Source organism: Crenothrix polyspora (assembly GCF_900163755.1).
In the GTDB taxonomy this organism is placed as follows: domain Bacteria; phylum Pseudomonadota; class Gammaproteobacteria; order Methylococcales; family Methylomonadaceae; genus Crenothrix; species Crenothrix polyspora.
Genome location: NZ_FUKI01000156.1, coordinates 17362 through 43825, shown reverse-complemented (window position 1 = coordinate 43825; position 26464 = coordinate 17362). Strand labels below are relative to the sequence as shown.

The 26464-nt window shown below is 43.8% G+C and carries 23 protein-coding genes; 16 read left to right on the top strand and 7 right to left on the bottom strand.

Annotated features, from left to right (window positions below):
* Nucleotides 1–142 precede the first annotated feature (142 nt).
* The gene (gene trxA, locus CRENPOLYSF2_RS15760) at nucleotides 143–475 is read right to left on the bottom strand and encodes a thioredoxin TrxA (RefSeq protein WP_087144905.1); all 333 of its coding nucleotides are present in this window, start codon (nucleotides 473–475) and stop codon (nucleotides 143–145) included.
* 92 nt (nucleotides 476–567) lie between these two features.
* On the opposite strand from trxA, the gene CRENPOLYSF2_RS15755 reads away from it, so the two are divergent.
* Nucleotides 568–1926, top strand: a complete 1359-nt coding sequence (locus tag CRENPOLYSF2_RS15755; protein WP_087144904.1) for a DEAD/DEAH box helicase — start codon at nucleotides 568–570, stop codon at nucleotides 1924–1926.
* On the opposite strand, the gene yrfG is transcribed toward CRENPOLYSF2_RS15755, so the two are convergent.
* Nucleotides 1901–2557 carry a GMP/IMP nucleotidase gene (gene yrfG, locus CRENPOLYSF2_RS15750; RefSeq protein ID WP_087144903.1) on the bottom strand — a complete coding sequence of 219 codons (657 nt, stop codon included), beginning with the start codon at nucleotides 2555–2557 and terminating at the stop codon, nucleotides 1901–1903. The two genes, CRENPOLYSF2_RS15755 and yrfG, sit on opposite strands and share 26 nt — an antisense overlap.
* 45 nt (nucleotides 2558–2602) lie before the next feature.
* Between yrfG and nudE the strand changes: the two genes are divergently transcribed.
* The 6 genes from nudE to CRENPOLYSF2_RS15720 all read left to right on the top strand — a co-directional run bounded on the left by nudE (nucleotide 2603) and on the right by CRENPOLYSF2_RS15720 (nucleotide 9401).
* Nucleotides 2603–3157: an ADP compounds hydrolase NudE gene (gene nudE / locus CRENPOLYSF2_RS15745; RefSeq protein ID WP_087144902.1), complete on the top strand. Its 555-nt coding sequence runs from the start codon at nucleotides 2603–2605 to the stop codon at nucleotides 3155–3157.
* A gap of 473 nt (nucleotides 3158–3630) precedes the next feature.
* Entirely contained in the window at nucleotides 3631–4515 is an 885-nt protein-coding gene (locus tag CRENPOLYSF2_RS15740) for an NAD(+) kinase (RefSeq protein WP_087144934.1), read from the top strand.
* Nucleotides 4516–4519: 4 nt separating this feature from the next.
* Entirely contained in the window at nucleotides 4520–6193 is a 1674-nt protein-coding gene (gene recN, locus CRENPOLYSF2_RS15735; RefSeq protein ID WP_087144901.1) for a DNA repair protein RecN, read from the top strand.
* A 198-nt stretch (nucleotides 6194–6391) separates the two neighbouring features.
* Entirely contained in the window at nucleotides 6392–7417 is a 1026-nt protein-coding gene (locus tag CRENPOLYSF2_RS15730) for an agmatine deiminase family protein (protein WP_087144900.1), read from the top strand.
* Nucleotides 7418–7601: 184 nt separating this feature from the next.
* Nucleotides 7602–8120 carry a DUF262 domain-containing protein gene (locus CRENPOLYSF2_RS15725; RefSeq protein ID WP_087144899.1) on the top strand — a complete coding sequence of 173 codons (519 nt, stop codon included), beginning with the start codon at nucleotides 7602–7604 and terminating at the stop codon, nucleotides 8118–8120.
* Between the two features lie 27 nt (nucleotides 8121–8147).
* Nucleotides 8148–9401, top strand: coding sequence for a DUF262 domain-containing protein (locus tag CRENPOLYSF2_RS15720; RefSeq protein ID WP_087144898.1), 1254 nt, complete (start codon nucleotides 8148–8150; stop codon nucleotides 9399–9401).
* 59 nt (nucleotides 9402–9460) lie between these two features.
* Here the strand turns inward: CRENPOLYSF2_RS15720 and CRENPOLYSF2_RS15715 are convergent, their stop codons facing one another.
* Nucleotides 9461–10291: an SDR family NAD(P)-dependent oxidoreductase gene (locus CRENPOLYSF2_RS15715; RefSeq protein ID WP_087144897.1), complete on the bottom strand. Its 831-nt coding sequence runs from the start codon at nucleotides 10289–10291 to the stop codon at nucleotides 9461–9463.
* A gap of 4 nt (nucleotides 10292–10295) precedes the next feature.
* A complete protein-coding gene (locus tag CRENPOLYSF2_RS15710; protein WP_087144896.1) occupies nucleotides 10296–10883 on the bottom strand; it encodes a DUF4124 domain-containing protein in 588 nt (195 codons plus the stop codon).
* Nucleotides 10884–11760: 877 nt separating this feature from the next.
* Between CRENPOLYSF2_RS15710 and CRENPOLYSF2_RS15705 the strand changes: the two genes are divergently transcribed.
* The 7 genes from CRENPOLYSF2_RS15705 to CRENPOLYSF2_RS15675 all read left to right on the top strand — a co-directional run bounded on the left by CRENPOLYSF2_RS15705 (nucleotide 11761) and on the right by CRENPOLYSF2_RS15675 (nucleotide 19989).
* On the top strand, nucleotides 11761–12753 hold the full coding sequence (locus tag CRENPOLYSF2_RS15705; protein WP_087144895.1) for an AAA family ATPase: 993 nt from the start codon (nucleotides 11761–11763) through the stop codon (nucleotides 12751–12753).
* Nucleotides 12753–13721, top strand: a complete 969-nt coding sequence (locus CRENPOLYSF2_RS15700) for a DUF58 domain-containing protein (RefSeq protein ID WP_087144894.1) — start codon at nucleotides 12753–12755, stop codon at nucleotides 13719–13721. The genes CRENPOLYSF2_RS15705 and CRENPOLYSF2_RS15700 overlap by 1 nt, the downstream gene beginning before the upstream one ends.
* Before the next feature lie 36 nt (nucleotides 13722–13757).
* Entirely contained in the window at nucleotides 13758–14246 is a 489-nt protein-coding gene (locus CRENPOLYSF2_RS15695) for a DUF4381 domain-containing protein (protein ID WP_087144893.1), read from the top strand.
* Nucleotides 14243–15220 carry a vWA domain-containing protein gene (locus tag CRENPOLYSF2_RS15690; protein WP_087144892.1) on the top strand — a complete coding sequence of 326 codons (978 nt, stop codon included), beginning with the start codon at nucleotides 14243–14245 and terminating at the stop codon, nucleotides 15218–15220. The genes CRENPOLYSF2_RS15695 and CRENPOLYSF2_RS15690 overlap by 4 nt, the downstream gene beginning before the upstream one ends.
* On the top strand, nucleotides 15217–17121 hold the full coding sequence (locus tag CRENPOLYSF2_RS15685) for a VWA domain-containing protein (RefSeq protein ID WP_087144891.1): 1905 nt from the start codon (nucleotides 15217–15219) through the stop codon (nucleotides 17119–17121). Before CRENPOLYSF2_RS15690 ends, CRENPOLYSF2_RS15685 begins: the two co-directional genes overlap by 4 nt.
* Before the next feature lie 238 nt (nucleotides 17122–17359).
* Nucleotides 17360–18262, top strand: a complete 903-nt coding sequence (locus CRENPOLYSF2_RS15680) for a carbohydrate kinase family protein (RefSeq protein ID WP_087144890.1) — start codon at nucleotides 17360–17362, stop codon at nucleotides 18260–18262.
* A gap of 11 nt (nucleotides 18263–18273) precedes the next feature.
* Nucleotides 18274–19989 carry a BatD family protein gene (locus CRENPOLYSF2_RS15675; RefSeq protein ID WP_087144889.1) on the top strand — a complete coding sequence of 572 codons (1716 nt, stop codon included), beginning with the start codon at nucleotides 18274–18276 and terminating at the stop codon, nucleotides 19987–19989.
* A 338-nt stretch (nucleotides 19990–20327) separates the two neighbouring features.
* On the opposite strand, the gene CRENPOLYSF2_RS15670 is transcribed toward CRENPOLYSF2_RS15675, so the two are convergent.
* From CRENPOLYSF2_RS15670 to sucC, 3 genes are all read right to left on the bottom strand, one after another.
* On the bottom strand, nucleotides 20328–21110 hold the full coding sequence (locus CRENPOLYSF2_RS15670) for an enoyl-ACP reductase FabI (protein WP_087144888.1): 783 nt from the start codon (nucleotides 21108–21110) through the stop codon (nucleotides 20328–20330).
* A gap of 223 nt (nucleotides 21111–21333) precedes the next feature.
* A complete protein-coding gene (gene sucD / locus CRENPOLYSF2_RS15665) occupies nucleotides 21334–22200 on the bottom strand; it encodes a succinate--CoA ligase subunit alpha (protein WP_087144887.1) in 867 nt (288 codons plus the stop codon).
* A complete protein-coding gene (gene sucC / locus CRENPOLYSF2_RS15660; protein ID WP_087144886.1) occupies nucleotides 22197–23363 on the bottom strand; it encodes an ADP-forming succinate--CoA ligase subunit beta in 1167 nt (388 codons plus the stop codon). The genes sucD and sucC overlap by 4 nt, the downstream gene beginning before the upstream one ends.
* Nucleotides 23364–23477: 114 nt before the next feature.
* Here sucC and CRENPOLYSF2_RS15655 point away from each other — a divergent pair, with 114 nt between their 5' ends.
* Nucleotides 23478–25106, top strand: coding sequence for a sensor histidine kinase (locus tag CRENPOLYSF2_RS15655; RefSeq protein WP_087144885.1), 1629 nt, complete (start codon nucleotides 23478–23480; stop codon nucleotides 25104–25106).
* Nucleotides 25103–26440 (top strand): sigma-54-dependent transcriptional regulator, encoded by a 1338-nt coding sequence (locus tag CRENPOLYSF2_RS15650; RefSeq protein WP_087144884.1) that lies wholly within the window; start codon nucleotides 25103–25105, stop codon nucleotides 26438–26440. The genes CRENPOLYSF2_RS15655 and CRENPOLYSF2_RS15650 overlap by 4 nt, the downstream gene beginning before the upstream one ends.
* The last annotated feature ends 24 nt before the right edge of the window (nucleotides 26441–26464 follow it).

Below are 26464 nucleotides of genomic sequence, written 5' to 3'. Positions count from 1 at the left end.
ACCAGGACAGGATTGACAATATTGGGATGTGGTTTTTGTCGGACGATATACTAAGTGTGTTAGATTAACACACAGACTAAGTATAGCTTAAGGTCTCAAACTCGTCCAACCATTTGTAACGAGTTTGAGCGAGGATATAAATTTACATATTGCTATCAATAAAACTGCTCAGTGCAGATTCTGCCAATGCCCCTACTTTAGTACCTTCTACTTCGCCATCTTTGAATATCATTAAGGTTGGAATACCACGCACACCGTAATGTTGTGGCGTGGCAGAATTTTCATCAATATTGATTTTAACAACAGTCAATTTACCCGCATATTTAATCGCCATTTTATCGAGCAGCGGCGCTATTTGCTTACAAGGACCACACCATTCCGCCCAATAATCGACCAAAACTGGCTGATTTTTACTGGCTAAAATTACTTTTTCGTTAAATTCACTGTCTGTTACATGAAGAACGGCATCGCTCACGGTTTGTCTCCCAAAAACTTAGACTATAGGAGGGATCACTTAATGAGTCAATGAATTTTAAACCAATGCATTTTTACGTTATGCTATAGCACATGAACGATAAACATTTAACACACACCCGCTTCAGTAATCTCGAATTATCTGATCCCATCCTCCGCAGTCTTAATGAGGCCCATTTTAATCACTGCACGCCCATACAAGACAAAGCGTTGCCATTACTGCTGCGCGGCAAAGATATTGCCGGACAAGCGCAAACCGGTACCGGTAAAACCGCAACCTTTTTACTGGCCACGTTTCAGCATCTCATTAATGAAATTGAGTATGAGGAAGACGATCATCTTCATTACGATGATGACGATGACGACCTTGCAGAAAAATCTGTTGCCGCCACCAGATTACCCCAAACTAATCCTGTTAAATACCCTAGAGCCATTATTCTTGCGCCAACACGCGAGCTAGCCATACAAATCCACAAAGATGCACTGTTGCTCAGCAAACACCTTGATTTAAAATTTGCCCTGATTTACGGTGGCACTGATTACCAAAAACAATTAGATGCCGTCAAAGCCAATGTGGATATTATTATTGGCACACCGGGGCGTATTATTGATTTTTACAAGCAAAATGCTTTCACGCTCAATAATGTACAAGTGACGGTATTGGATGAAGCGGATCGCATGTTCGATTTAGGTTTTATTAAAGATATCCGCTTTTTGCTACGCCGCATGCCTGCGCCAGATCAACGTTTAAACATGCTGTTCTCCGCCACCCTGTCTTACAAAGTGACGGAATTGGCTTATGAGCACATGAACAATCCGGTGCTGGTACGCATTGAAAGCGAAGATGTGACCTCTAAAGCCATTGAGCAAAGCGCGTTTTGCCCGTCTAATCAGCAAAAACTACCGTTATTGGTCGGTATATTGCGGCAGTATCAACCGCTACGCAGTATTATTTTTGTCAATACTAAGCGCTGTGCCGAACAGTTGGATGATTATTTAAACGCCAACGGCTATAAAACAGCCGCACTGAGTGGCGATGTGCCGCAAGATAAACGTCAGCGGCTACTGACTGATTTTCAGGATAATAAAATTACCTTATTAATTGCAACCGATGTGGCGGCACGAGGCTTACACATTGCCGATGTTTCGCATGTGTTTAACTACGATTTGCCACAAGATGTTGAAGACTACGTGCATAGAATTGGCAGAACCGCACGCTTTGGTGCCAGCGGCGAGGCAATCAGTTTTATCTGTGAAGAATATGCCTACTCCATGCCCGATATTGAAGACTATATTGGCCAAAAAATTCCCGTTAAGCCAATTACTGCTGACCTGTTAGCAGAACTCATTATTCCTGAAAAAAGACCTGCCAAGCCCAGACCACAAAAACCGCGCCCAAGCTCAGCTTCTAGCACATCACGAGCGCCTAAAGCCCGACCATCAACGCCCTAAAATCTTCAATGGCGGGATAATCGGTAATCTGTCGATTAGGTAACTGGCTGTCCGGCTTGCTAATAGACACCAGGTGCGCAATACCAAATTGTCTGGCTGAATGTAACACAGCCAGACTATCATCAATTAACACCGTATTGTGATTTTCAAACACCTGCGTGTTTTGCAGGCTCTGCCAAAAGCCTTGATGCTCTTTAGGCAATCCCACATCGTGCGAGCTGATAATGTCATCAAAATAAGACTGTAAGGCAGTTTTGTGCATTTTAAGTGACAAGCTATCACGGTGTGCATTGGTGACTAATATCACTTTGCGCGGGCTATGTTGCAACTTCTCTAAAAATTCAAGCACATGCGGCAACACCGCAATCAACTCGGAAATTTCGGCTTTTAAGCCAGCAATATCTAACTGTAAAGCGTTACTCCAGTAATCCAGACAATACCACTCCAGTTGCCCTTCTTTACTTTTAAAGCGCGGCTCTAACTGTTGTTTGGCTATTTCAACCGATAAGCCGTGCTGCGCGGCAAACTTAAGCGGCACAAATTCTTTCCAGAAATAATTATCAAAATTTAAATCCAGTAATGTGCCGTCCATATCCAACAACACGGTATCAATTTGCTTCCAATCTATCATCAGAGTACGTTATATTTAACAAAATTCACCGTATAAAATACCACAATGGCTGAAAAACCGACCATTCTCACTAAAACCACCGTCTCAAAAAGTCGCTTATTTCGCATTGAAGCACTGGAAATTGAATTCAGTAATGGCGAACGGCGCAATTACGAACGTCTGGCACGCAGCAATAGCGACACCAGCGCCGTACTCATTGTACCCATGCTAGATGCAGAAACAGTATTACTGATCAGGGAATATTCAGCCGGCGTACACCGCTATGAATTAGGCTTGCCCAAAGGCAAAACCGATTGCGGTGAATCTTTTTTAGAAGCAGCCAATCGTGAGCTCAAAGAAGAAGTCGGTTATGGCGCAAGAAGTCTGCACCATTTGAGTTCATTTTCGATTGCGCCATCCTATCTTGAACACATGACCGAAATTGTTATCGCCCAGGATTTGTACGAAGAACGACTGATCGGCGATGAACCCGAAGAACTGGAAGTTATCCCCTGGAAACTCAACCAAATTAACGCCTTATTGGCGACCGGCGAGTGTACTGAAGCAAGATCAATCGCCGCCTTGTTTATGACACTGGAGTACTTCAAAAATCGGGGGTGAACCCGCCGATATTGTCCACAGAAAACACAAAAATCATGGATGGGTGTTTGTCTGTTTTAAGGCATAAGTATCTACACAACTTTTCCTGCATCATCCCAGAATTCAGGAAAAACTGTGTAGATACTTATATTTATGACGGGGTATCTGGTCGTCCTGGGTTCCCCTGAGTTTGTCGAAGAACGTGTGGTTCATGGCTCAACAAGCTCGCCACGAACGGTTTTATTGCTGTCCCGTTTTAAGTTGCTGGCCAGTTTTTAGGCTATCCACTTAAGACGGGACAATAAACTACAACTACCGTTCGGCCTGAGCTTGTCGAAGGCTGTTATTCATGGTTCGACAAGCTCACCACGAACGGCTTAACCTAAAACTGTCCCGCCTTAAGTGAGTAGCCAGTTTTTAGTCAGTAAAACCCGTAGCCTTAGTGCCAATTTTTTGTATAATCAAATGCCTTGTCCTTTAATTTGTATTGCATGATGCACACTACTTTTAAAACCGTAGGTATTATTGGCAGACTCAAAGATCCGAGTATCACCACCACATTAACCACTTTATGTGATTTTCTTAAACAGCGCGATTATGCCGTGGTCATCGCCAAAGATAATGCCCGCTATGTCGATAATTTGTCGGTAGAAACCTGTGCCATCAGCGACATAGGTAAACGTTGTGACTTAATGATTGCGGTTGGCGGTGACGGTACGTTTCTTTCGGCAGCACGCGCTATTGTGGATTATAACATCCCGCTTATCGGCATTAATCTTGGGCGTTTGGGATTTTTGGTGGATATATCTCCAAATGATTTAACCGAGAAATTACAAGCCATCTTAAATGGTCATTACACCGAAGAACACCGCTATTTACTGCGTACTAAAATTATCCGTGATGCGCGTGTTATCCACGAGGAAACCGCCGTTAATGAAGTGGTGGTGCATCGTTGGGTAACGCCGAGCATGATTGAAATTACCACCAAAATTGACGGGGTATTTTTAAACTCGCAACGTTCTGATGGCTTGATCGTGTCAACACCGACCGGATCCACTGCGTATTCGCTGTCGGCGGGTGGGCCGATTTTATACCCGTCTTTAAACGCCTTGGTATTAGTGCCGCTGAATCCGCACACCTTATCCAATCGTCCGATAGTCGTCCATGATTCAGCAGAAATTGAGATCAGTTTTTGCCAAACTAAGCAGATCAACGCGCAGGTCACTTGTGATCATATTGAAATACCGGACGTGCTGATCAGTGATAAAATTTGTATTAAAAAAGACCCTAAGCCGATACGGATATTACACCCCGAAGGCCATGATTTTTTTCAGATACTTCGCACTAAACTCAACTGGAGCAGCGGCTACCACAGCTGAATCTATGCTATTAAATCTCAGCATTACTGATCTTGCCGTCGTCAAAGGCTTAAACCTTGATTTGCACACCGGCATGTCGGTGTTAACTGGCGAAACCGGCGCGGGTAAATCTATTTTATTGACTGCTTTGGGTTTAGCCTTGGGCGATCGTGCGGATTCCGGCTACATACGCCCTGAGTGCAAACGCGCCGAAATTAATCTGGAATTTGATTTAAGCGATGCGCCGCACGCCCAGCAATGGCTGCAAGCTAACGATCTGGATGATGAACAACAGTGTTTGATACGGCGCGTTATTAACGAGGATGGCCGCTCCAAAGCCTATATCAACAATCGTTCGGTCACCTTGCAATCCTTGCAAGAACTCAGTGAACAGCTGGTGGAAATTCATGGTCAGCACGCGCATTTAACCCTGTTGCACAGCGATGAACAGCGGCGTTTACTGGATGTATTCGCCAAAAATCAGGCGCTTGTCGATTCGCTCAATAGCTGTTATCGGCAATGGCATACCGCGCACCAGGAATTGCACGCCTTACTAAAAGCCAGTACCGATCAGACTGAACGTGAGCAATTACTACGCTACCAAATTAATGAACTGCAACAATTGGATCTGGCTAATTTTAACTACGCCGCTTTGCTGGAAGAGCATACTAAGCTGGCCAATCTGGAACAGATTTTGACCATTGGTCAGGCGCAGGTTGAGTGTTTGTATGAAAACGATCAGCACTCAGTTAACCAGATGCTACAGCACAGTATTAATAGCCTGACCCAGCTTTGCCGTTATGCACCAGAATTACAAGAACTGTGCAGCATGTTAACCGAAGCCCAGATTCAAACCGAAGAGGCCGCCTTGCAATTGCGCCGGTTTTTAAAAGTGCAAGACACTGATCCACAACGCATGGCGATGCTGGAAGGCCAAATGGAGATGATCCAAAAACTGAGCCGTAAACACCGTGTATCACCCGACGCATTGCCGACCACGGTGACACATATTGCTCTGGAACTGCATGGCATTACCCACAGCGGCGAACGCATCGCAGAATTAACCACGCACACCGAGCAATTGCACCTGCACTATGCCGAATTGGCCAAGACCTTATCAGAGAGTCGCCAGCACAGTGCTAAAAAATTACAGCAGCAAATCTCTGACATTATTAAAGAACTGGGTATGGCGCAAGGTGAGTTTTTGATTGATATTGCCGCGCAAGCTGTCAATACACCTAAATTGAATGGATTGGATACGGTAACGTTTCTGGTCAGTGCCAATCCGGGATTACCGCCAAAATCGCTAGCAAAAGTGGCATCAGGGGGCGAATTGTCGCGTATCAGTCTAGCGATTCAAGTCAGCACCGCCCATGATAAATCTACGCCTACCATGATTTTCGACGAGGTGGATGCGGGCATTGGTGGCGGTATCGCCGAAATTGTAGGCCAGAAGTTACGGCGTTTAAGTCACAATCGACAAGTGTTGTGCGTAACGCATTTACCACAAGTGGCCGCACAAGCACATCAGCATTTATATGTATCCAAAAGCCATAGCACAGATGTTACGGCATCCACTGTGCGCTTACTTGAAGAATCGGAACGCATTGAAGAAATCGCCCGTATGCTGGGCGGTGTTAAACTAACGGCTAATACTTTGGCACATGCCAAAGAAATGTTGCACTCGGTAGCTACTTAGGAACGTGCATGAAATAACTTGAACAACTTAAACGCCACCACCGTTCGTGCTGAGCCTGTCGAAGCATGAACTTGCTCAAGTTATTTCGTGCGCGTTCCTTAAGGTCTGTGTTGTATCGGTTTTTACGCTTGAAATTTTTGGGTGCCTTGTGTTTTCTGTCGCCAAACTGTTTTAATTTTTATTTTTAGAGGGATTAACATGATTCGCTTTCCAGCCGAATGGGAGCCACAAGCTGCTGTACTTATCGCGTGGCCACATGAAACCGGCGATTTTCAAAACCGCCTAGCCGCTGTTGAAGACAGTTATCGGTTTATTGCTGACACTATTAGCCGGTTTCAACGGTTGATTATTGTCTGCCGTGATGATAGCCATCAGCAGTACATTAGCGAACAATTGGCCAGCATTGAAAACATCAATTTCATTCAGGCCAGAGTGAATGACATCTGGGTGCGTGATACCGTATTTCTCACTGTGGAAAGCGACGGTGAGCCGCTATTGCTGAATTTTCGTTTTAATGGCTGGGGTAATAAATACCCGCATCAATACGATAATGCCCTGAATCAGCGCTTGTTAGCTGCGCCGCTATTTGAGCACACCAAGCACAGAATGATTGATTTTATTCTTGAAGGCGGCAGTGTGGAAAGCGATGGTATCGATACCATTTTAACGACTCGCCAATGCCTGCTAAACCCTAACCGCAATACCTGGTCTAAACAAGAAGATATTGAACGTCAACTGGAAAGACATTTCGGCACTACGCGTGTGTTATGGCTGGATCAGGAAAATTTATCCGGTGATGATACCGATGCCCATATCGACACTTTGGCACGATTTTGCACAGAAGATACTATTGCTTACACCAGTTGCATTAATCCCAATGACCCGCATTTTGATAGCCTAAGAAATATGGCGGCACAATTGCAAGCGCTGCGTACGCAAAGTGATAAACAGTATCAGTTGATTCCCTTGCCGATGCCCGCACCTATTTACAATGAAGAAGGCCAACGCTTACCGGCCAATTATGCCAACTTCTTGGTTATTAATGGTGCGGTGTTAGTGCCCGCTTATGATGATCCAATGGATGCTATTATTCAACAGCGTTTAGCGGGCGTATTTCCTGATCGGGAGATTATTGCGACACCGTGCAAACCTTTGGTACATCAATATGGTAGCTTGCATTGTATGACCATGCAGTTTCCGGCGGGATCTTTACGTGTTATCTGATGAGTGTTAAATCAACATACAGCGTTTTCAACTTAGAACAGTTACAGCCACCGTTCGTGCTGAGCTTGTCGAAGCATGAACGGCACACTTCGACAAGCTCAGTGCGAACGGTTACGCTGTAACTATTCAACTGTGAAAACGCTGTAAAATACTGTTGAATTTAGCTATTCTTTAGGAGTCATCTATGGCATTTATGTTAATGGAGCCCACTAATCAAACTTTCCAAGAGTTGCTTAGTAATGGTGTTAAATATCAAGTGCCCAGATTTCAACGAGATTACGCGTGGGATAAAGAGCAATGGGAAGACTTGTGGTCTGATATTGAGACGATCAACAACGAACAATACCATTACATGGGCTATATCGTCTTACAACGCAAGAGCCAGCATGATTTTGAAGTTATCGATGGCCAACAACGCTTAATCACGCTGTCTTTAATGGTCTTAGCGGCCATGAAAAATATTCAGTTGCTTATCCATAAAAATGCAGAGGCCGCTGAAAATACCGAACGCTTGCGAGTATTGACCGAGCGCTATGTAGGTTCTAAAAATGCTATTTCGCTAAAAGTGGATAGCAAACTGTCATTAAACAGAAATAATGGCGCTAATTTTAAAACTATTTGCTCCACACTAGTACACCAAATTGGAAGTCAACAGGATTTTAATTTAGCTTTATGCTGTACACAATCAGCATTTCATTCATGATTTGAAGATTTTTATTATCCTGTTTTTATACGATTTGATGTACTAGATACGCCCAATAGAAGAGGCCAAACAAAAACCAATAAACAATTAAATGAATGTTTTAAGTTTTTTGTCAGCAAAAGACTCGGTAATACAGGGCAACAAATAGCCGAATTCATTGAGCGTATTACCTCAGGGATGATTTTTACCAAGATCGTCGTGCAAGATGATTTAAACGCTTACAAAGTGTTCGAAACCTTAAATGCACGCGGCGTTCAGTTATCAACCCCAGATTTATTAAAAAACTATATCTTTTCTGTGGTAACAAAAAACAATGATGTGTCGGATCACGAATTAAATGAGCTGGATGAAAGTTGGTCTGAAATTGTTTCTCAACTGGGCGAAAGTAACTTTACCGATTTTATTCGTTACCACCATAATTTCCAGGCCACCTTAGTCACCAAAAAAGATTTATTTGCCTCAGTACGCAAGATAGTCAATACACCCGAAAAAGCTTACGACTATCTTCATTCTTTGAGTCAGTATGCGCCTGTTTATGCGTCTTTATTAAATCCTTACGATGATTGGTGGGGTAATCAAGACGTTGTTTATCGTGGCGCTAAAAAGTACTTGGAAGGATTTGAGTTGTTTAATATAAAACAACCTTTTACTGTTTTAATGGTTGCGTTTCATCAGTTTTCACCTGAGGAGTTTGTCAGTCTTGCCAGGTATATTTATATTCTGGCGATTAGATACAACGTTATTTGCCATCTTTCCCCTAACGAGCAAGACTCTGCTTATAACCAACTTGCCATCAAAATTAACGCAACTGAATTTCAACGTGCCAGCCATGTAAAAAACAGTGAGTTGTTTAGAAAGCTATACCCTGGCGACGATGTGTTTTTTAATGCCTTTGAATTTCATAAAATGCCCAGCAGGCGCTCAGCCAAAAAAATAAGATTTCTATTGGCTGAAATAGAGACGTATTTAGGGCATGAAACAGACTATACCAAAACGACCTTAGAGCATGTGTGCCCTTATAATCCTGATGAGGAATGGGATAGTTATTTTGGGGAAGGTGTGAATGATATCCAGGATCGCTTAGGGAATGTGGTGTTGCTTGAGAAAGATGGTCTAAAAAGATCAAATTTTGTAAATAAAAAGCGAGCTTATTTAACAGCACATTATCCATTAGCGCGGCAGGTTGCTACTTATGAACAATGGAATTTACAAAACCTTAACTTGTATCAAGCCTGGTTAGCTAAACAGGCGGTAGAAACCTGGAAGGTTACGTATGATTAAAACGGCATATAAACCCCAGCAACCCGCATTTCCTGAAAGGACTACTGCCACACAACAGACTAAACTTTTCTAAGTAAATAATCTAAACAGCCAGCGGGTAAAATGCGTTTTAAAAACGCAAATAAATAAGTAGGGAAGGTGACGTAATAGCGTATTTTGGGGCGATTGTTTTCTAATGCGTGTATAACTTTATCGACAACAGCTGTGGCCGGCAAGGTAAAAGGCGCTGCGGTACCTTCGGTTTGTAAGCGTGTTGCCATTGCGTTATAGCTGTGCTGATGGGCACTGCTGCTAGGGTCAATATTTTTTTGGTACAGATAAAATGCGTTTTTTCTAAAATCGCTTAATATCGGCCCAGGCTCTATAAGAGACAGCTGTATGTTAGTGCCGTGTAGCTCAAGGCGCAAGGTATCCACCAAGCCCTCTAAAGCATATTTGCTGGCATTGTAAGCCCCACGGTACGGCATAGCCACCAGACCTAACACCGAGCTGTTATAAATAATGCGTCCCTGACCTTGTTGGCGCATGAGTGGAATAATAAGATTGGTTAATTCATGTGTGCCAAACAGGTTGGTTTCAAACTGATGGCGTAGCACGGCACGCGTTAAATCTTCAACCGCGCCTGGTTGGCCAAAAGCGCCGTTATTAAATAACGCATCAATCTTGCCACCTGTAAATTCAATCATCGCTAAAACAGCTTGCTGAATACTGTTACTGTCCGCCAAATCCAGTTGCAGCGCAAAAAATCCAGCGTGCTTTAAACGTGCAACATCTTCAGGGTTTCTAGCACTTGCAATTACCTGATGGCCACGGGCTTTTAGCGTTACCGCCGTTTGGTAGCCTATGCCACTGGAGCAGCCAGTAATCAGTATTATTTTAGGGATAATCATAATATTACTGCGTTAGTTGTTGTTCTGTCATATAAAAACGTTTGGCAGTGCTGCAATCCACCAGAAAAACCAAGGCATCTTTAGTGCTTTTAATATTTAATTCAGCGGCTTCAACGCGCACGCATTCGTTAGAAGCCAGTGCTTTTTCGGCGGCTAGTCGTCTCATACGTTCAATATCGGGTAATCTGTCTTGGTACGGCTTAATCAGAGCCGGTAGTTGTTCATATTTATAGGGCGGTATGGCAAAAGCAGAGTATTTTTGTGGATTACTTTTAATGAGAAACTGATTTTTTGCGCTTTCATCAATAGCTTCTTGCTTGAGCTTTTCCTTTTTTTGCGTAAGCTGTTGTTGCGCTAGTTTTTGTTGATCAATAACCGCTTGTTGCTGTTGTTCTTGGTTGTTCTGTTGGTGTTTGAGTGTATCTAAGTCAACCGCACTGCCGGTTTTTACATTAAGCTGAATGTTGCTATTTCCTGCGGCACAGGGAGTTTCTCGGTAGGCGGTTTTTCCGTTCGCATCAGTACATTTGTAAACACCTGCGCAAGCGTATGAAGATAAAAAGCTTCCCAAGAGGAGCAATGCAAATTTCATTTCTTTCCTTTTGCTAATTAAAAAATAAAATCACGTCAAAAAAGAGGCTACCCACTTAAGGCGGGGCAGTTTCAGGTTAAGCCGTTCGTGGTGAGCTTGTCGAATCATGATCGACTTAACCGCCCAGCCTTCGACACGCTCAGGGCGAACGGTTAAGCCTTACACGTTGTCCCGCCTTAAATGGGTAGCCCAAAAAAGATAAGTTGCTGTTCTGTGTTTAAGCAACAGCGATGAGATTATTTAACACACCCTCGTGTTAAATAACAGCGCTATCTTTCAGTAGTATTTTAGCTGATTAGTAAATAAACGGATTTTAATTTTTATGTGTAGATTGGGTACAGGTGTACTATATTTTTTGTTGTAGCCAATGACAGTACTCCGTAAAAATAACCTAAGTGTCAAGATATCCGCGAGTTGACGGACTAAAACGTTAAGTTTAAATCATGGTCTATTAACACAAAACTTGTGAAAATAGATAGATAAACAATGCTAATATAATGAGAAAAAATTAAGTTTATTGTTATCATAAACTCAAAAAAAATCTGTTGATGAGCTACTCTTTACAGATAAATTGAATATTTGATGTGCTGTGTTAAGAATATTTGTTTTGATGTGACTATAACGCATTAAATATTTTTTATCAGGCGCGAATATGTCATCAAAATACACTAATTAGCTTTTTTGTCACGGTAAGTGGTGCTGAGTCTTGGTACTGTTTGTGATTGTGGCGTGACACACAAGCAAATAAAAACCACTTAAATTTATCGGCTGCCAACTAAGGCGAAACACTCAACAAGGCTTGGTTTTTACTTGTTTCAGCTTAGTTGCTAGTCAACTTATCAAACCTTAATGGTTTCAATAACGAATAATCTGGGTTATGTCAGAAAAAAACAGTTATCAAAATACGATACAAACTTCTTTAATACGCTTAAAAAACTATATTAACGAAGAAATTATAGGGCAAGACGTTTTGGTTGAGAGAATGTTGATTGGCTTACTGGCCGATGGGCATATTCTGGTAGAAGGTGCGCCAGGCCTTGCTAAAACCAGAGCCATTAACGTCTTAAGTAAAGGTATTCAAGGTGATTTTCATCGCGTGCAGTTTACCCCTGATTTATTGCCTGCTGATTTAACCGGTACCGAAATTTATCGACCCCAGCAAGGCACATTCGAGTTTCAAAAAGGCCCATTATTTCATAATTTAATTTTGGCGGATGAAATTAACCGTTCACCTGCCAAAGTCCAGTCAGCACTGCTGGAAGCTATGGCTGAGCGGCAAATTACTGTGGGTAAGGCGACGTATATCTTGCCAAAATTGTTCATGGTTATGGCCACGCAAAATCCCATTGAGCAAGAAGGTACGTATCCGTTACCCGAAGCGCAATTGGATCGTTTTCTATTGCATATTAAAGTAGATTACCCCAAGCCTGAGCATGAAAAAAGTATTTTGCATTTGGCCAGAACAGAAGCACGATATGAAACGTCTAAAAAAGACAATCAATTTGAGCCACTCAGCCAAGAAACTTTGTTTGAGGCACGCAAAGAAGTCTTAGATATTTACCTCTCCGATAATTTGGAAGACTATTTATTACAAATTATCTTAGCAACACGAAATCCAGGTGCGTATGGTGCCGATTTAGCACGCTGGTTACAGTATGGGGCTAGCCCCAGAGCCAGTATTGCCTTAGATCGCTGTGCTAGGGCTAAGGCTTGGTTAGGGCAGTGGGAATTTGTCGGCCCTGAAGATATTCAGGAGATGGCTTACGATGTGCTGCGGCATCGCTTGATTTTATCGTATGAAGCCGAAGCCGAAGGTATCACCACCGACCATGTTATTAAAGAGCTAATCTCCAGAATTGCTGTACCTTAATGTTATTTAGTAAGCAAGTTGCACCCACGCAAAGCCTTGATGCCAGTGAGCTGATTTCAGTATCACTAAAAACACTGATTGATTTGGCACGGCCAGCAGCAGGGTTAAAACAGCATTACAAAGGTATTCGTGCCCAGCAAGCCGGTGGTTATGTGTCGCACTTTAAAGGTCGAGGCATGGAGTTTGACGAAGTGCGTCCGTACCAACCAGGCGATGATATTCGACGCATTGATTGGCGGGTAACCGCGCGAATGGATCAAACCTACACCAAGATTTTTCGTGAGGAACGGGAGCGCCCAGTGTTTATTTCTGTTGATAACCGACCGACCATGCATTTTGCCACCCGTGGTGTGTTTAAATCGGTATTGGCTGCTAAACTGGCGGCATTATTGGCATGGACAGCAGAGCATCACGGTGATCGTATCGGTGGGCAGATATTTTCTTTGGATGTGTGCCAAGAGTTAAAGCCGCATAATGGCAAGCATGCGGTATTGCGATTTTTGAATACGCTGGTGACCAAACCGGAAATGCAACAACAGCAACGGTCAAAAACTCCAAAAGTCTCCGAAAAGCCCCAGATCGCAGCGGATTTAGTGATGACACTTGAACAGGTTTTGGCGCGCTTAACACAGCATGTTAGACCGGGCAGCTTGGTGTATATTATCAGTGATTTTAGAGGCGTAGATGATAAAGCCGAAGCGCATCTTGCTAAATTGCGTCGTCATTGTGACGTGGTGTTGATTTTTGTTTACGACCCACTGGAAAGTACTTTGCCGACCAAAGGCCGCTATCGATTTACTGACGATAAACGTGACGTAGTGATTGATACCAGTGACTCTCAGCGCTTAACGCAATATCAACAGAATTTTGTACAACGTTTACAACGACTTGAAGTTTTGGCAAAAAAAATGGGGCTGGTATTAATTCAATGCAGTACCGTGCAAAATCCAATACAACAATTAAGATAACCGAATTTAACCGGTTACATACTCAGCACTCACTCAATGTCAACGACGCCATTACCTCTAAGAGACATACATTTGCCGGAAGCAATAAGTTGGTGGCCACTTGCGCTTGGCTGGTGGTTGCTCGCGCTATTGATACCGGTGTTACTGGTATTCGCCTACCGTGCTTTTAAACGCGTTACACGTAAAAACGCGGTTAAAAAAGCTTTAAAAATTGCTAGAAAGCATTTAGACAGTATTGAAAAAGATGCCGATATGGGCAGTATGCAAAAATTGTGTGAATTGTCGGTGTTAATTCGACGCGTTGCCATTAGCGTTGCGCCGCGTGCTGAAGTGGCTGGCTTAACAGGCCGTGCCTGGTTAGAGTTTTTAGATAATGGCTTAAAAGACGCGCCTTTTAGTATCGGTGTTGGGCGTTTGCTGGTGGATGCGCCGTATCGCAAGACACCGCCTACCGATCCTGAAATTACACAATTACTCGATGTATGTCGTAATTGGCTTAAAACTTGTGCAAGACAAAAAAGATGATTCATTTTGAATGGCCTTGGTTATTAGCGACTTTACCGTTACCTTTGATTATCCGCTGGATAATGCCCGCTATAGTGCCCATGGAAAGTGCTGCGCTAAAAGTGCCTTTCTTAGATGATTTTTCTGCCGATGATGCACGCACGGTTGTGCCCAGTAAAAAATGGCCGCTTGTTGTTATTATGGTGGCCTGGTGTTTGTTGGTACTGGCTTGTACGCGGCCGCAATGGTTAGGTGAGCCAGTAGAACAGGCGATAAGTGGCCGTGATCTGATGCTGGCGGTGGATTTATCGCCGAGTATGGAGATGGAAGACTTTATGCTCAACAAAAAATTTGTTGATCGTCTCACCGCCATTAAAGCAGTTGCCCGTGAATTTATTAACCGGCGTGTCGGGGACAGATTAGGTTTGATTTTGTTTGGCTCGCAGCCGTATTTGCAAGTCCCACTAACCTTTGACCGAAAAACCGTCGTTACCTTGCTTAACGAATCTGCGTTAGGTCTTGCTGGCGATAAAACGGCTATTGGGGATGCGATTGGTTTGGCGGTTAAGCGTCTAAAAAATCAACCTGCCGACAGCCGTGTATTATTGCTGCTAACCGATGGCGCTAATACCGCTGGCGAAGTGTCACCTATTAAAGCGGCTGAATTGGCCGCGCAGAATCATTTAAAAATTTATACCATCGGTGTCGGGGCAGACGAGCTGGTGGTACGGAGTTTTTTTGGCTCGCGTAAAATTAACCCTTCGGTTGATCTGGATGAAAAGACTTTGGTAAAAATTGCTGAAAGCACAGGCGGTCAGTATTTTCGTGCCAGAAATACCGACGAATTAAACAATATCTATATGCTACTGGATAAGTTGGAGCCAGTTGAAAAAGACAAGCAGTATTTTAGGCCACGCAGTGAGCTGTATTTTTGGCCGCTGTCTGTGGCGCTGGTATTGGCGGCCTGTGTGTGTTTAACGCGAGTGAGATTATGATATTGGCGGAATTTCATTTTTTAAGGCCTTATTGTTTGCTGATATTAATTCCTTATGCGCTGGTGGCGGTGTTAATGATCCGTAATAAGCTCAATCAAGGCAATTGGTCTTCGGTATGCGATGCAGCGTTGTTGCCGTATTTGTTGCAAAAAGAAGCCATTCATCAAAGTCGCTGGCCATTACTGGCAGGTATCGTTGCCGCCTTTTTAGTGATTTTGGCATTGGCAGGCCCTACCTGGGATCGCTTACCCTCGCCCGCTTTTAGAAATGATGCGGCACTGATTATTGTATTGGATTTATCGCGATCTATGGATGCAGGTGATGTCAAGCCCAGCCGTTTGACGATGGCACGGTTTAAAATTGCTGATATTTTAAAGCAACGTAAAGATGGCCAGACGGCTTTGTTGGTTTACGCAGGCGATGCCTTTACCGTAACGCCGCTAACCAACGATACTGAAACCATAATAAGCCAGTTATCGGCGTTAAATACTGAGATTATGCCCAGTGAAGGCAGCAATACCAGTGCTGCACTGGAAAAAGCCACCGAACTTTTCAAGCAATCAGGCTTGCAAAAAGGTCATATATTACTAGTAACTGACGGCGTTGAGGTGGATAACAGCCTAGCGGCGGTTAATGCTTTGGATAATTATAAATTATCCGTGTTAGGCGTTGGTACGGCAGAGGGTGCGCCTATCGCGTTGGCAGGCGGTGGCTTTTTAAAAGATCGGCAAGGCGCTATTATCGTGCCTAAACTAGACCAATCTGCCTTAGAAAAACTGGCCAGTACAGGGCATGGTAACTATCAAACGTTAAGTGCTAGCGATGAGGATATTCAAAGCTTATTATCAGCGATGGAAGCATCTAAACAACAAGCCGGTAATGCCAGTAATCAGGCGATTGATATTTGGCATGACCGAGGCCCGTGGTTGTTATTGTTGGTTTTACCGCTGGCCGCATTGAGTTTTAGAAAAGGGGTGTTGTGTTTTGCGCTTTTACTGATACTGCCTTTCCCTAAAACCAGTTATGCGTTGGCATGGCAGGATTTATGGCAAACTAAAGATCAGCAAGGTGCAAAAGCATATCAGTCTGGAGACTTTGCTAAGGCTGCCAATAGTTTTGAAAATAAGAATTGGAAAGTGGCGGCGCAGTATAAAGCAGGACAGTATGATAAAGCCTTGGCGATACTGAAAGGCAGCAAAAGTGCTGATGATTTTTATAATAAAGGCAATGTACTCGCCCAAGACGGTAAGTTAGAGGATGCGCTAAAAGCGTACCAAAAAGCGCTTAAGCTTGATCCAAATAACGCTGATGCCAAATACAATAAAGAATTGGTCGCCAAGGAACTGGAAAAACAAAAACAGCAAAAACAAGAGCAACAAAAACAGCAAGATCAACAACAGCAAGATCAACAAAAAAGTAAGCCGCAAGATCAGCAGTCCGGCGATCAGGGCGACCAGAGTCAGCAAGCGCCGAGTAAGCCCGAAGAAAACACCGAGAGCGGAAAAGATCCTAATAAGCCTGGCGAATCCAAAGAATCGGAACAAAAGCCAGAACAAAAACCGGAGCAAACGCAAGAACAGGCACAAAAAAATGCGGCTGATCAGCAAAAAGCTCAATCATCGGCTGGCGATGATAAAGCCAAAGCGCAAGAGCAGGAGCAAGCCGCTAAAATGGAAGCGATGCGTCTAAAAGAGCAGCAAAAAGCCGATGCTGAAAAATCGCCAGATGATAAAAAAATGCAGGTGCCTGCGGAGGAAAAACCTTATGATGAAAAACAGCAAGCTAACGAGCAGTGGTTAAAGCGTATTCCTGACGACCCTGCTGGTTTGTTAAAACGTAAATTTAAGTACCAATACGGTCAGCGTGAACACCCCGCTAATGACGGTGCTTATGCGTGGTAGATTTTGATGTACTCAGTCTAGATAGTTTTTAAGAATAATATCACCTTAAAGCCAAGGTAGACCTACGAAATTTTTAAAACTTCGTAGGTCACGCACTGGACAAAAATGTACTCGACACGTAAAGAGTGACTAAGTGTCAATGACGTGATTAACCTAGCTTGAAAAAATCTCAATCCACCTTACATTTGGTTTTAACAGTTTTTTTTAACGGGTAGACTCAACTAGAATAAGCAACATAATGAATAAGCGCGTTAGAGTATTTGGTGAAGTGCTGTTTGATCAATTCCCTGATGGCTTAAGGCTATTAGGTGGTGCGCCGTTTAATGTGGCTTGGCATTTACAGGCGTTTGGTCAGAGCCCTGACTTTATCAGTCGCATTGGTAACGATGTTGAAGGACGAGATATACAACAGGCCATGCAGCACTGGGGCATGAGCATTGAGAATCTGCAAGTCGATTCCCGTCATCCAACGGGAAGTGTACAAATTACTGTCGTTGACAATGAGCCACAGTACAATATTTTAGCCAATCAAGCGTATGATTTTATTAACATAGACCAACTTAATACACAACTGTGTCCGAATGATGTGTTTTATCATGGTTCGTTAGCGCTGCGACAACCGGTATCAGCGGCCGCACTGAATAAATTATTGAGACAACATACAGGTAAAATATTTGTTGATGTTAATTTGAGATCACCCTGGTGGCAAGCGGAGTTGCTTGCGACATTACTTAACCGAGCGGATTGGGCTAAACTTAACGAACAGGAGTTAATGCAATTACAATCTGTTCAGCTGCCGTTAAAACAGGCTATGCGACACTTCCGGCGTAAATATAACGTGGCTATTTTGATAGTAACCCGTGGTGCGCAGGGCGCTGTTGCAATTAATCAAGACGATGAATTTTTTGAAATTACACCGCCTGAACAAGTGGCTGTTGTTGATACGGTTGGCGCAGGCGATGCTTTTTCTGCGGTTGCGTTATTGGGTATGCAGCATAATTGGTCGCTGCCGGTTATTTTGCACCGCGCACAGGCGTTTGCTTCGGCAATTGTAGGAATACGTGGCGCAACTGCTCGAAATTTAAGTTTCTATCAGGCATACACGTATGCCTGGCAACATGCACATATGGTTGAAGATTGAAAATAAACACTATGAACGCTATAAAATTAATAAAATCGATGCGATTTGCCGTTGTGTTATTAATACTGACTACACCGCAGTGGGCTATGGCTGTGCCAATTGATGTCTCAGTTGATCACACGCCTGTTAATCTTGGTGAGTCTTTTCAAATTGTTTTTACCGCCACAGAATCACCCGATGGAGCACCGGATTTTAGCGTGTTAGACCAAGACTTTAGCGTACTCAATCAAAGCCAAAGCAGCAACACAGTATTCTCTAATGGCAATTTAAGCAAAACCGTGCAATGGACACTGAATGTGATGGCCAAGCGAGCCGGTAGTTTGATTATTCCGGCTATAAAATTTGGTGATGACACTAGTCAAGCTATATCGGTATTGGTTGGTAAGGCCGCAGGTAAAAAAGACATCAGCAGCGACAGTGAATTGTTTTTAGATGTTAAAGCAACTCCCGAAAGCAGCTATGTGCAATCGCAGATTATTTATACCTTGCGGTTATACAGAAATGTTGAAATGGCGCAGGCTAAATTAACTGAGCCGGAATTAAGCGATGCGGTGATTGAAAAACTCGGTGAAGATACGGATTATAACGCGTTGCACAACGGTATTAATTATCGTGTTACTGAGCGTAAATACGCTATCTTCCCGCAAAAAAGTGGCCAATTGACCATTAATCCTTTAGAACTAACGGCTGATGTGATCAGTAACAATACGCCGAGCATCAACGATTTTTTTAACCCACAGGCTACTAAAACCAAGCGTATTGTCTCGAAAAAAATTGTTTTAAATATTGCCCCTGCGCCCAGTAGCTTCCCTGGCACGCATTGGGTTTCTGCCGAACAAATGGAACTAAAGCAAGAATGGTCTGGTGATACACAGCAAGCCAAAGTTGGTGAGCCATTAACTAGAACACTGACTTTGCAGGCCAAAAGCGCCACGGTCGGCCAATTACCTGAATTAAATACCGCCAAGAGCAATGAGCAATTTAAAGTTTATCCTGACCAGCCGGTATTGCAAGAGCAAAAAAAATCAGACGGTTTACTGGCATTAAGACAAGAAAAAATAGCTTTTATTCCGTCACAAGCCGGTAACTATACCTTGCCTGCTATAGAAATACCGTGGTTTAACACGCAAAGCCAAAAAGTAGAAATTGCTAAGCTGCCAGAAGTTGCATTAACCGCGTTTGGTGCAGCGGCAACAGTAGCACCGATTGCCGCGCCTTCGGCAGCCACGCCAAAACCCAGTAATGTGGCTGCAAAACCTGAAATAACCTCGGTAGTAAATCCCATAGCCGTTAAGAATTCTTTTAATTGGTTATGGGCTGCCTGTGTGTTTTTTGCAGCGGGCTGGTTGATTACCGTCATTTATTTTTTCGCTAAGCGCTCTGCGAAAAAGAAGGCGGTGGTGGTGATTGATACTGAAGCGGATATTACTATTAAGGAGGTTATTAAGCGTTTGAAAAAATCTTGTGCGAATAATGATGTTGAAAAAACTAAAGCAGTGTTAATGGATTGGGGTAATAAGCAATTTGGTGTCACCAGTTTGGGTGCTGTGGCCACATTTTGTGAAGCACGCTTGCGCGACGAAATATTGCATTTAAATCAGATTATTTACGGTAAGGATGCGGAACAATGGGATGGTAAAAAACTGTTTCAATACTTTATTGAAAACAAGGCCAGAACAGCCATCACCAATAAAGATAGTAGTCTGGAGCCCTTGTACCGCTTATAACTGACGATTGATTGCACAGGTCACGGCAAGCACGCAAGGCAAAAAAATTTAGTAAATTACTGTTATTTGATTTTAAAACCGTCCGCTCCCAAATTGTAAGTAAAGTAGAAGCAGATTTGCAGAAGATAAAAACAATGCATTGCCAAAGCTATATACTCCCTCTCCTGCTGAAAAGGGCTGGGGTTAGGAGAATAAAATCAACACGTTTATTTCCCCCTCATTCCAGCCTTCTCCTTGTCCAGAGCTTGTCGAGGAATGGACACGGTGTGCCGCTCATGGTTCAACAGGTTCACTACGAACGATACACCTCCTTTATCCTGACTAGTGGCTAACTAATCTTATGAGGAAGCTAATCCCGCAATATTATAACCGCAGTCAACATAAGTAATTTCGCCAGTAATACCCGACGCTAAATCAGAACACATAAACGCCGCGGCATTGCCAACCTCTTCGATGGTTATGTTTCTTTTTAACGGTGAGGTATCGGCGGCTTTGTTGAGCATGGCTTTAAAATCATTAATGCCGGAAGCGGCCAGCGTTCTGATCGGCCCTGCGGAGATGGCATTAACACGCGTACCTTCAGCACCTAATGCGACAGCCATATAGCGCACGTTGGCTTCCAAGCTGGCTTTGGCAACGCCCATAACATTGTAATTAGGAATCGCCCGTTCTGCGCCTAAATAAGTTAAAGTCAATAGCGAACCGTTGCGGCCTTGCATCATGGCGCGGCCAGCTTTAGCTAATGCGGTAAAGCTGTACGAGCTGACATCGTGAGCGATGTTAAAGTTTTCGCGGGTGGTGACATCAACATAATCACCATTGAGCGCATCACGCGGGGCAAATGCCACCGAATGCACGATACAATCCAAGCCATCCCAATGTTCGCCAAGTTTGGCAAAGACGTTGTCGATATGCACATCAATGCTGACATCGCATTCCAGAGTAATATTAGAATTGCATTGCTCGGCCATATCGACCACACGACTTTGCAGCTTTTCATTTTGGAAGGTAAATGCCAATTCAGCACCTTCGCGGTGCATGGCTTGCGCGATTCCCCAGGCAATGGAACGGTTACTGGCCAAACCGACAATTAACACTTTTTTGCCTTGCATAAAACCCATTAATATCTCCTAGTGATTGTTTTAGTTGTTGTTTTAATTTGTAGTGGACACGAGGTGTATCGTGTTCGCAAGTATCTACGACGTGCTGAGTGATGTCCAGTATTTTGTGGCTTTTTATACCGCGCTTGGTTACTGCTAACTGTCCACGAAAGCCACAAAAAATACAAAAAGAGTTTTATATTTTTGTGCCTTTTGTGGATTAAGCTTTATTCTACGGAAAATATCAAAAACACGCTTTCATCGCTAACCCAATCTCGGTGGGCGAGTTAACCACTTCAATCCCCGCCGCTTTTAACGCCGCCATTTTGGATTTGGCCGTACCTTTGCCGCCACTGACAATAGCGCCCGCATGACCCATACGCTTACCTGGCGGCGCAGTTTGTCCGGCAATATACGCCACCACCGGCTTGGTAACATGGGCATTGATATAGTCAGCGGCTTCCTCTTCCTCACAGCCGCCGATTTCGCCCACCATAACGATGCCACGGGTTTGTTCATCCTCCTGAAAACGACGCAGCACATCCACAAAATTCATGCCGTGCAGCGGATCACCGCCGATACCGACACAAGTGCTTTGGCCGAGGTTTTGCTGTGTAGTTTGGTGTACTGCTTCATAAGTCAACGTACCAGATCGAGACACAATACCTATCGAGCCAGGTAAATGAATATTGGCCGGCATAATGCCGATTTTACATTCACCTGGGGTAATAATACCAGGGCAGTTGGGGCCGATTAAGATTGCATCAGTCTCTTGCAGCGCGGCTTTTACTTTCAACATGTGTAATATGGGGATGCCTTCGGTAATGCAAACAATGAGTTTAATGCCCGCATCCATCGCTTCCAAAATGGCATCGGCGGCATAAAACGGCGGTACATAAATAACGCTGGCAGTCGCCTGAGTAATGTTGACAGCGTCTTGTACGGTGTTAAATACCGGTAGACCCAAATGTGTACTGCCGCCGCGTTCAGGGGTAATACCGCCGACCAATTGCGTGCCGTAATCCAGGGCTTGTTGCGAATGGAACGTGCCTTGTTTGCCAGTAAAGCCCTGGCAAAGTACTTTGGTGTCCTTGTTGATTAAAATACTCATTGCGCCCCCGCCAGCATGACGATTTGTTCGGCAGCATGATCAAGATCATTGGCTGCGGTTAAGTTAAGTCCTGAGTTGTTTAACAAATCACGGCCCAATTGTGCGTTAGTACCTTCCAACCTGACCACAATGGGCAGATTAATGGCAGTTTCTTTAACAGCCGCCAAAATGCCTTCGGCGATCGTGTCGCACTTAACGATACCGCCAAAAATATTGATCAATATGGCTTTAACATGGCTGTCAGATAAAATCAGTTTAAAAGCTTTGGCGACTTTTTCGGGGTCGGTGCCACCACCCACATCCAGAAAGTTGGCCGGTTGGCCGCCTTTTAATTTAATAATATCCATAGTCGCCATCGCCAAACCCGCACCGTTAACCATGCAGCCAATATTACCTTCCAGCGTGATGTACACCGAGCCAAATTGCTGTGCCTGATTTTCTCGGTCATCTTCTTGTGTAGGATCTTTCAGCGCTGCAATATCCGGATGGGCACTGAGCGCATTGTCATCAAAATTGATCTTGGCATCCAGTGCTAAGAGCTCACCGCTGCCTGTCACTATCAACGGATTGATTTCAATTTGGCTAGCATCTTTATCTAAAAATAACCGCACCATGCCGCGCATAATATTAGCCAGGGTTTTAATTTGGCCACCGCTTAAGGCCAGTGCGTAAGCCAGCTTTCGGCATTGATAATCTTGCAGGCCCGCTGCCGGATGAAGTGACACAGAGATAATTTTTTCAGGTGAGTGTTCCGCTACCGCTTCAATGTCCATGCCGCCGGTTGCCGAAGCGATAAAGCTCATGCGCTGGGTGCTGCGGTCAATCAATAAGCTTAAATACAGCTCACGCTCAATAGGATAAGTTTGCTCTATCAACACTGAATTGACCGGTAAACCAGCGGCATCGGTTTGATGAGTGGCCAGCGTAATCCCCAGCATATCGTTAGTAACGCTTACGACTTCAGCCAGGGTTTTAGCCAATTTTACCCCGCCTGCTTTGCCACGCCCACCGGCATGAATCTGCGCCTTTACCACCCAACTGTCGCCGCCAAGCGCTTGCGCTATGTGCGTGACGTTTTCAGCGTTAACAGCCAGTTTGCCATCAGGAATCGGTATCCCATAATTTAAAAACAGCTGTTTAGCCTGGTATTCATGAATATTCATTGACACTCCTGATAGGTCGTTAAAAATCGGCGGGTTTTTGTATCGCTGCTATGCTTAACAGCAGGGTTCTGACTATTCTAACCAAGTCGCCGAAAAACGCTATCTTAAAAAATCATGCATCATAATAACACCGACATTATTTTCCCTTGCCCCTTCTCTACGGGTTACGGCATTCCTGCGGATCAAGCATGGACATTGTTGAAGGTTTATTCAGGCTATCGCCTCATGCTGGCGGCGGCACTGATTGCCTTGTTTTATACGCATTCAGGGCCTTCTTTTCTAGGATCTTATGATGCAAACGTGTATGCCTACAGTATGCACAGCTATTTTGCCGTTAGTGTTTTATCGATTATTTTTATTTTCTGGCGACCTATAGGCTATAGCGCACAAGCGCAATGGGTTATTTTTAGTGACATTGGTATTTTAACCTTAGTCATGCACGCGTGCGGTGGTCTTAGTAGTGGTGTAGGCATTTTATTAGCCGTATCAATTGCTGCCGGTGGCTTACTGGTGGGCGGCCGCTGTGCTTTAGTGTTTGCCTCTATGGCTAGCCTTGCGGTTTTGGCTGAACAAGTTTACGCGTCTGTCACACACAGTTTTTTTAATACGGCTTATACCAGCGCAGGTATGTTGGGGGCATCTTTTTTTGCGATTGCCTTATTATCGTTTGTGTTGGCCAATCGCAGCGAGCATATGCTAAAAATTGCCAACCGGCAGCAAAAAATCATTGTTAATTTGGAAGAACTCAATCGCTATATTATTGAAAACTTGCAATCGGGCATTGTCATTGTCAATCAAGAAAAATCCATTGAGATGGCCAATAACGCAGCACTAAAGCTAAGCCATACGCTGATAAAACCTAAAAAATTACACGATATATCCGATGTATTGGCACAGGCTTTTGAAAACTGGTTACGTGATACCAAGCAGGATTTTATTCTGCTCAAACTGCCCAGTCAATTAGAGCTGCATGTGCGCTTTACCGTATTACCAACAGCCGGTGGTATTTATTATTTGGTCACTTTTGAAGACATGGCACTTTACAATCAACGCGTTCAACAAAGCAAATTAGCGTCATTAGGCCAACTAACCGCCAGCATTGCCCATGAAATTCGTAACCCCTTAGGCGCTATCAGCCATGCCGGACAACTGTTGTCTGAAAATCCCGACTTAACCAAACCCGATCTGCGTTTATTAGAAATTATTCAAACTCACTCTGGTCGCGTCAACAGCATTATTGAAGACATACTGCAACTTTCACGCAGAGGCCCTACTAGGCGCGACGCGATTAATTTGCAAACCTGGCTGCAAGACTATTTGGCACATTTTATTGAAGAGCATAATGCTGACATGCGCTCTTTTCAGCTGGTACTGGCCAAAGAGCCCTTGACTATCTATATGGATCCTGGGCACTTAAAGCAAATTATGGATAATTTATGCCGTAATGCGCTTAAATACGGCACGCCAGAAAACGGTGTAGTGACCTTACGGGTTTATATTTACCAGCAAGCACCGTGTTTAGAAATTATCGACCAAGGCCCAGGTGTAAGTGATGCGCATATTGCACGATTATTTGAACCTTTTTTTACCACCTCGTCTAGCGGCACTGGCTTAGGCTTGTATATTTCCAAGGAATTGGCTGAGCTCAATCAGGCCACCTTGCGCTATTATTTGACCAGCGATCACCACAGTTGCTTTAGATTATTTTTAATGGATGCCAATGATATAAGGATTGCAATATGAGTAAACCCCGCGTTTTAATTATTGATGATGAACCGGATATTCGTGAGTTATTAGAAATCACCTTAAACCGGATGTCTATTGAAACCTATTGTGCTGAAAACGTCAGTAAAGCCAAAGATCTGTTGATGAATAAATCAATAGATTTATGTTTAACAGATATGCGTTTGCCGGATGGCAGTGGGCTTGAAATTGTTGATTACATACAAATCATGCAAAAACCAATACCTGTTGCGGTGATTACCGCGCACGGTAGCATTGATATGGCTATTTTAGCTATGAAAAAAGGTGCGTTTGATTTTATTTCTAAACCGGTGGATTTGCCCGCATTGCGGCAAATTATCAGCGGTGCGCTAAAAATTTCTGAACAATCACTGGGTAAAGATCGGCGCACCCGGCATTTACTGTTAGGGGAATCGCCGGCGATGCGGGAAATTCGTGCCAAGATAGATAAGCTTGCCCGTAGCCAAGCGCCGGTTTATATTCGTGGTGAATCCGGTTCTGGTAAAGAATTGGTAGCACGATTAATTCATCAGCAAAGTCCACGTAGCGACCAGCCCTTTGTGGCCATCAATTGCGGGGCTATCCCCTTGGAGCTGATGGAGAGCGAATTTTTTGGCCATAAAAAAGGCAGTTTTACCGGTGCGGTCAGTGATAAAAAAGGCTTGTTCCAAGCAGCCGAAGGCGGTACTTTATTTCTGGATGAAATTGCAGATTTACCACAGTCTCTGCAAGTGAAATTATTACGCGCCATTCAAGAGAAGAAAGTACGCCCCGTAGGTGACCAGTTAGAAATTCCTGTCGATGTGCGTTTACTGAGTGCAACCCACAAAAACTTAGCTGATATGGTGCAAACAGGGACTTTCAGACAAGATTTATACTACCGTATTAATGTCATTGATCTGCATGTACCCGCACTGCGTGAAAGAGTGACTGATATTCCGGTGTTAACAACCCATATTTTGGCTAAATTAACCGGTGATAATACGGCTTCTGTCTCGAAAGCGGCATTAACCGCATTAGAAAACTACAGTTTTCCTGGTAATGTCAGAGAATTAGAAAACATTTTAGAAAGAGCTTTAGCGCTTTATGATGGCAAGTATATTGAGGTGGATGATTTAAATTTGCCGATTGGCATTAAAAACTCAGTGGATTCATCGCAATATGATCCATCGCTTGGCTCTATTGAGGATTATCTGGAAGAGATTGAAAAAAATGCCATTATGCAAGCTTTGGAAGAAAATAGATGGAATAAAACCGCCGCTGCCAAGCAATTAGGACTGTCATTTCGATCGTTTCGATACCGCTTGAAAAAACTAGGCCTAGACGATGATTAACCTGATTAACCAGCAGAAAGCTCT

Excerpts from the sequence above, each read along its gene's own strand:
- CRENPOLYSF2_RS15755 (WP_087144904.1), top strand. The coding sequence starts at position 568 with ATGAACGATAAACATTTAACACACACCCGCTTCAGTAATCTCGAATTA.
- yrfG (WP_087144903.1), bottom strand. The coding sequence starts at position 2,557 with ATGATAGATTGGAAGCAAATTGATACCGTGTTGTTGGATATGGACGGC.
- nudE (WP_087144902.1), top strand. The coding sequence starts at position 2,603 with ATGGCTGAAAAACCGACCATTCTCACTAAAACCACCGTCTCAAAAAGT.
- CRENPOLYSF2_RS15740 (WP_087144934.1), top strand. The coding sequence starts at position 3,631 with ATGCACACTACTTTTAAAACCGTAGGTATTATTGGCAGACTCAAAGAT.
- recN (WP_087144901.1), top strand. The coding sequence starts at position 4,520 with ATGCTATTAAATCTCAGCATTACTGATCTTGCCGTCGTCAAAGGCTTA.
- CRENPOLYSF2_RS15730 (WP_087144900.1), top strand. The coding sequence starts at position 6,392 with ATGATTCGCTTTCCAGCCGAATGGGAGCCACAAGCTGCTGTACTTATC.
- CRENPOLYSF2_RS15725 (WP_087144899.1), top strand. The coding sequence starts at position 7,602 with ATGGCATTTATGTTAATGGAGCCCACTAATCAAACTTTCCAAGAGTTG.
- CRENPOLYSF2_RS15715 (WP_087144897.1), bottom strand. The coding sequence starts at position 10,291 with ATGATTATCCCTAAAATAATACTGATTACTGGCTGCTCCAGTGGCATA.
- CRENPOLYSF2_RS15710 (WP_087144896.1), bottom strand. The coding sequence starts at position 10,883 with ATGAAATTTGCATTGCTCCTCTTGGGAAGCTTTTTATCTTCATACGCT.
- CRENPOLYSF2_RS15705 (WP_087144895.1), top strand. The coding sequence starts at position 11,761 with ATGTCAGAAAAAAACAGTTATCAAAATACGATACAAACTTCTTTAATA.
- CRENPOLYSF2_RS15700 (WP_087144894.1), top strand. The coding sequence starts at position 12,753 with ATGTTATTTAGTAAGCAAGTTGCACCCACGCAAAGCCTTGATGCCAGT.
- CRENPOLYSF2_RS15695 (WP_087144893.1), top strand. The coding sequence starts at position 13,758 with ATGTCAACGACGCCATTACCTCTAAGAGACATACATTTGCCGGAAGCA.
- CRENPOLYSF2_RS15690 (WP_087144892.1), top strand. The coding sequence starts at position 14,243 with ATGATTCATTTTGAATGGCCTTGGTTATTAGCGACTTTACCGTTACCT.
- CRENPOLYSF2_RS15685 (WP_087144891.1), top strand. The coding sequence starts at position 15,217 with ATGATATTGGCGGAATTTCATTTTTTAAGGCCTTATTGTTTGCTGATA.
- CRENPOLYSF2_RS15680 (WP_087144890.1), top strand. The coding sequence starts at position 17,360 with ATGAATAAGCGCGTTAGAGTATTTGGTGAAGTGCTGTTTGATCAATTC.
- CRENPOLYSF2_RS15675 (WP_087144889.1), top strand. The coding sequence starts at position 18,274 with ATGAACGCTATAAAATTAATAAAATCGATGCGATTTGCCGTTGTGTTA.
- CRENPOLYSF2_RS15670 (WP_087144888.1), bottom strand. The coding sequence starts at position 21,110 with ATGGGTTTTATGCAAGGCAAAAAAGTGTTAATTGTCGGTTTGGCCAGT.
- sucD (WP_087144887.1), bottom strand. The coding sequence starts at position 22,200 with ATGAGTATTTTAATCAACAAGGACACCAAAGTACTTTGCCAGGGCTTT.
- sucC (WP_087144886.1), bottom strand. The coding sequence starts at position 23,363 with ATGAATATTCATGAATACCAGGCTAAACAGCTGTTTTTAAATTATGGG.
- CRENPOLYSF2_RS15655 (WP_087144885.1), top strand. The coding sequence starts at position 23,478 with ATGCATCATAATAACACCGACATTATTTTCCCTTGCCCCTTCTCTACG.
- CRENPOLYSF2_RS15650 (WP_087144884.1), top strand. The coding sequence starts at position 25,103 with ATGAGTAAACCCCGCGTTTTAATTATTGATGATGAACCGGATATTCGT.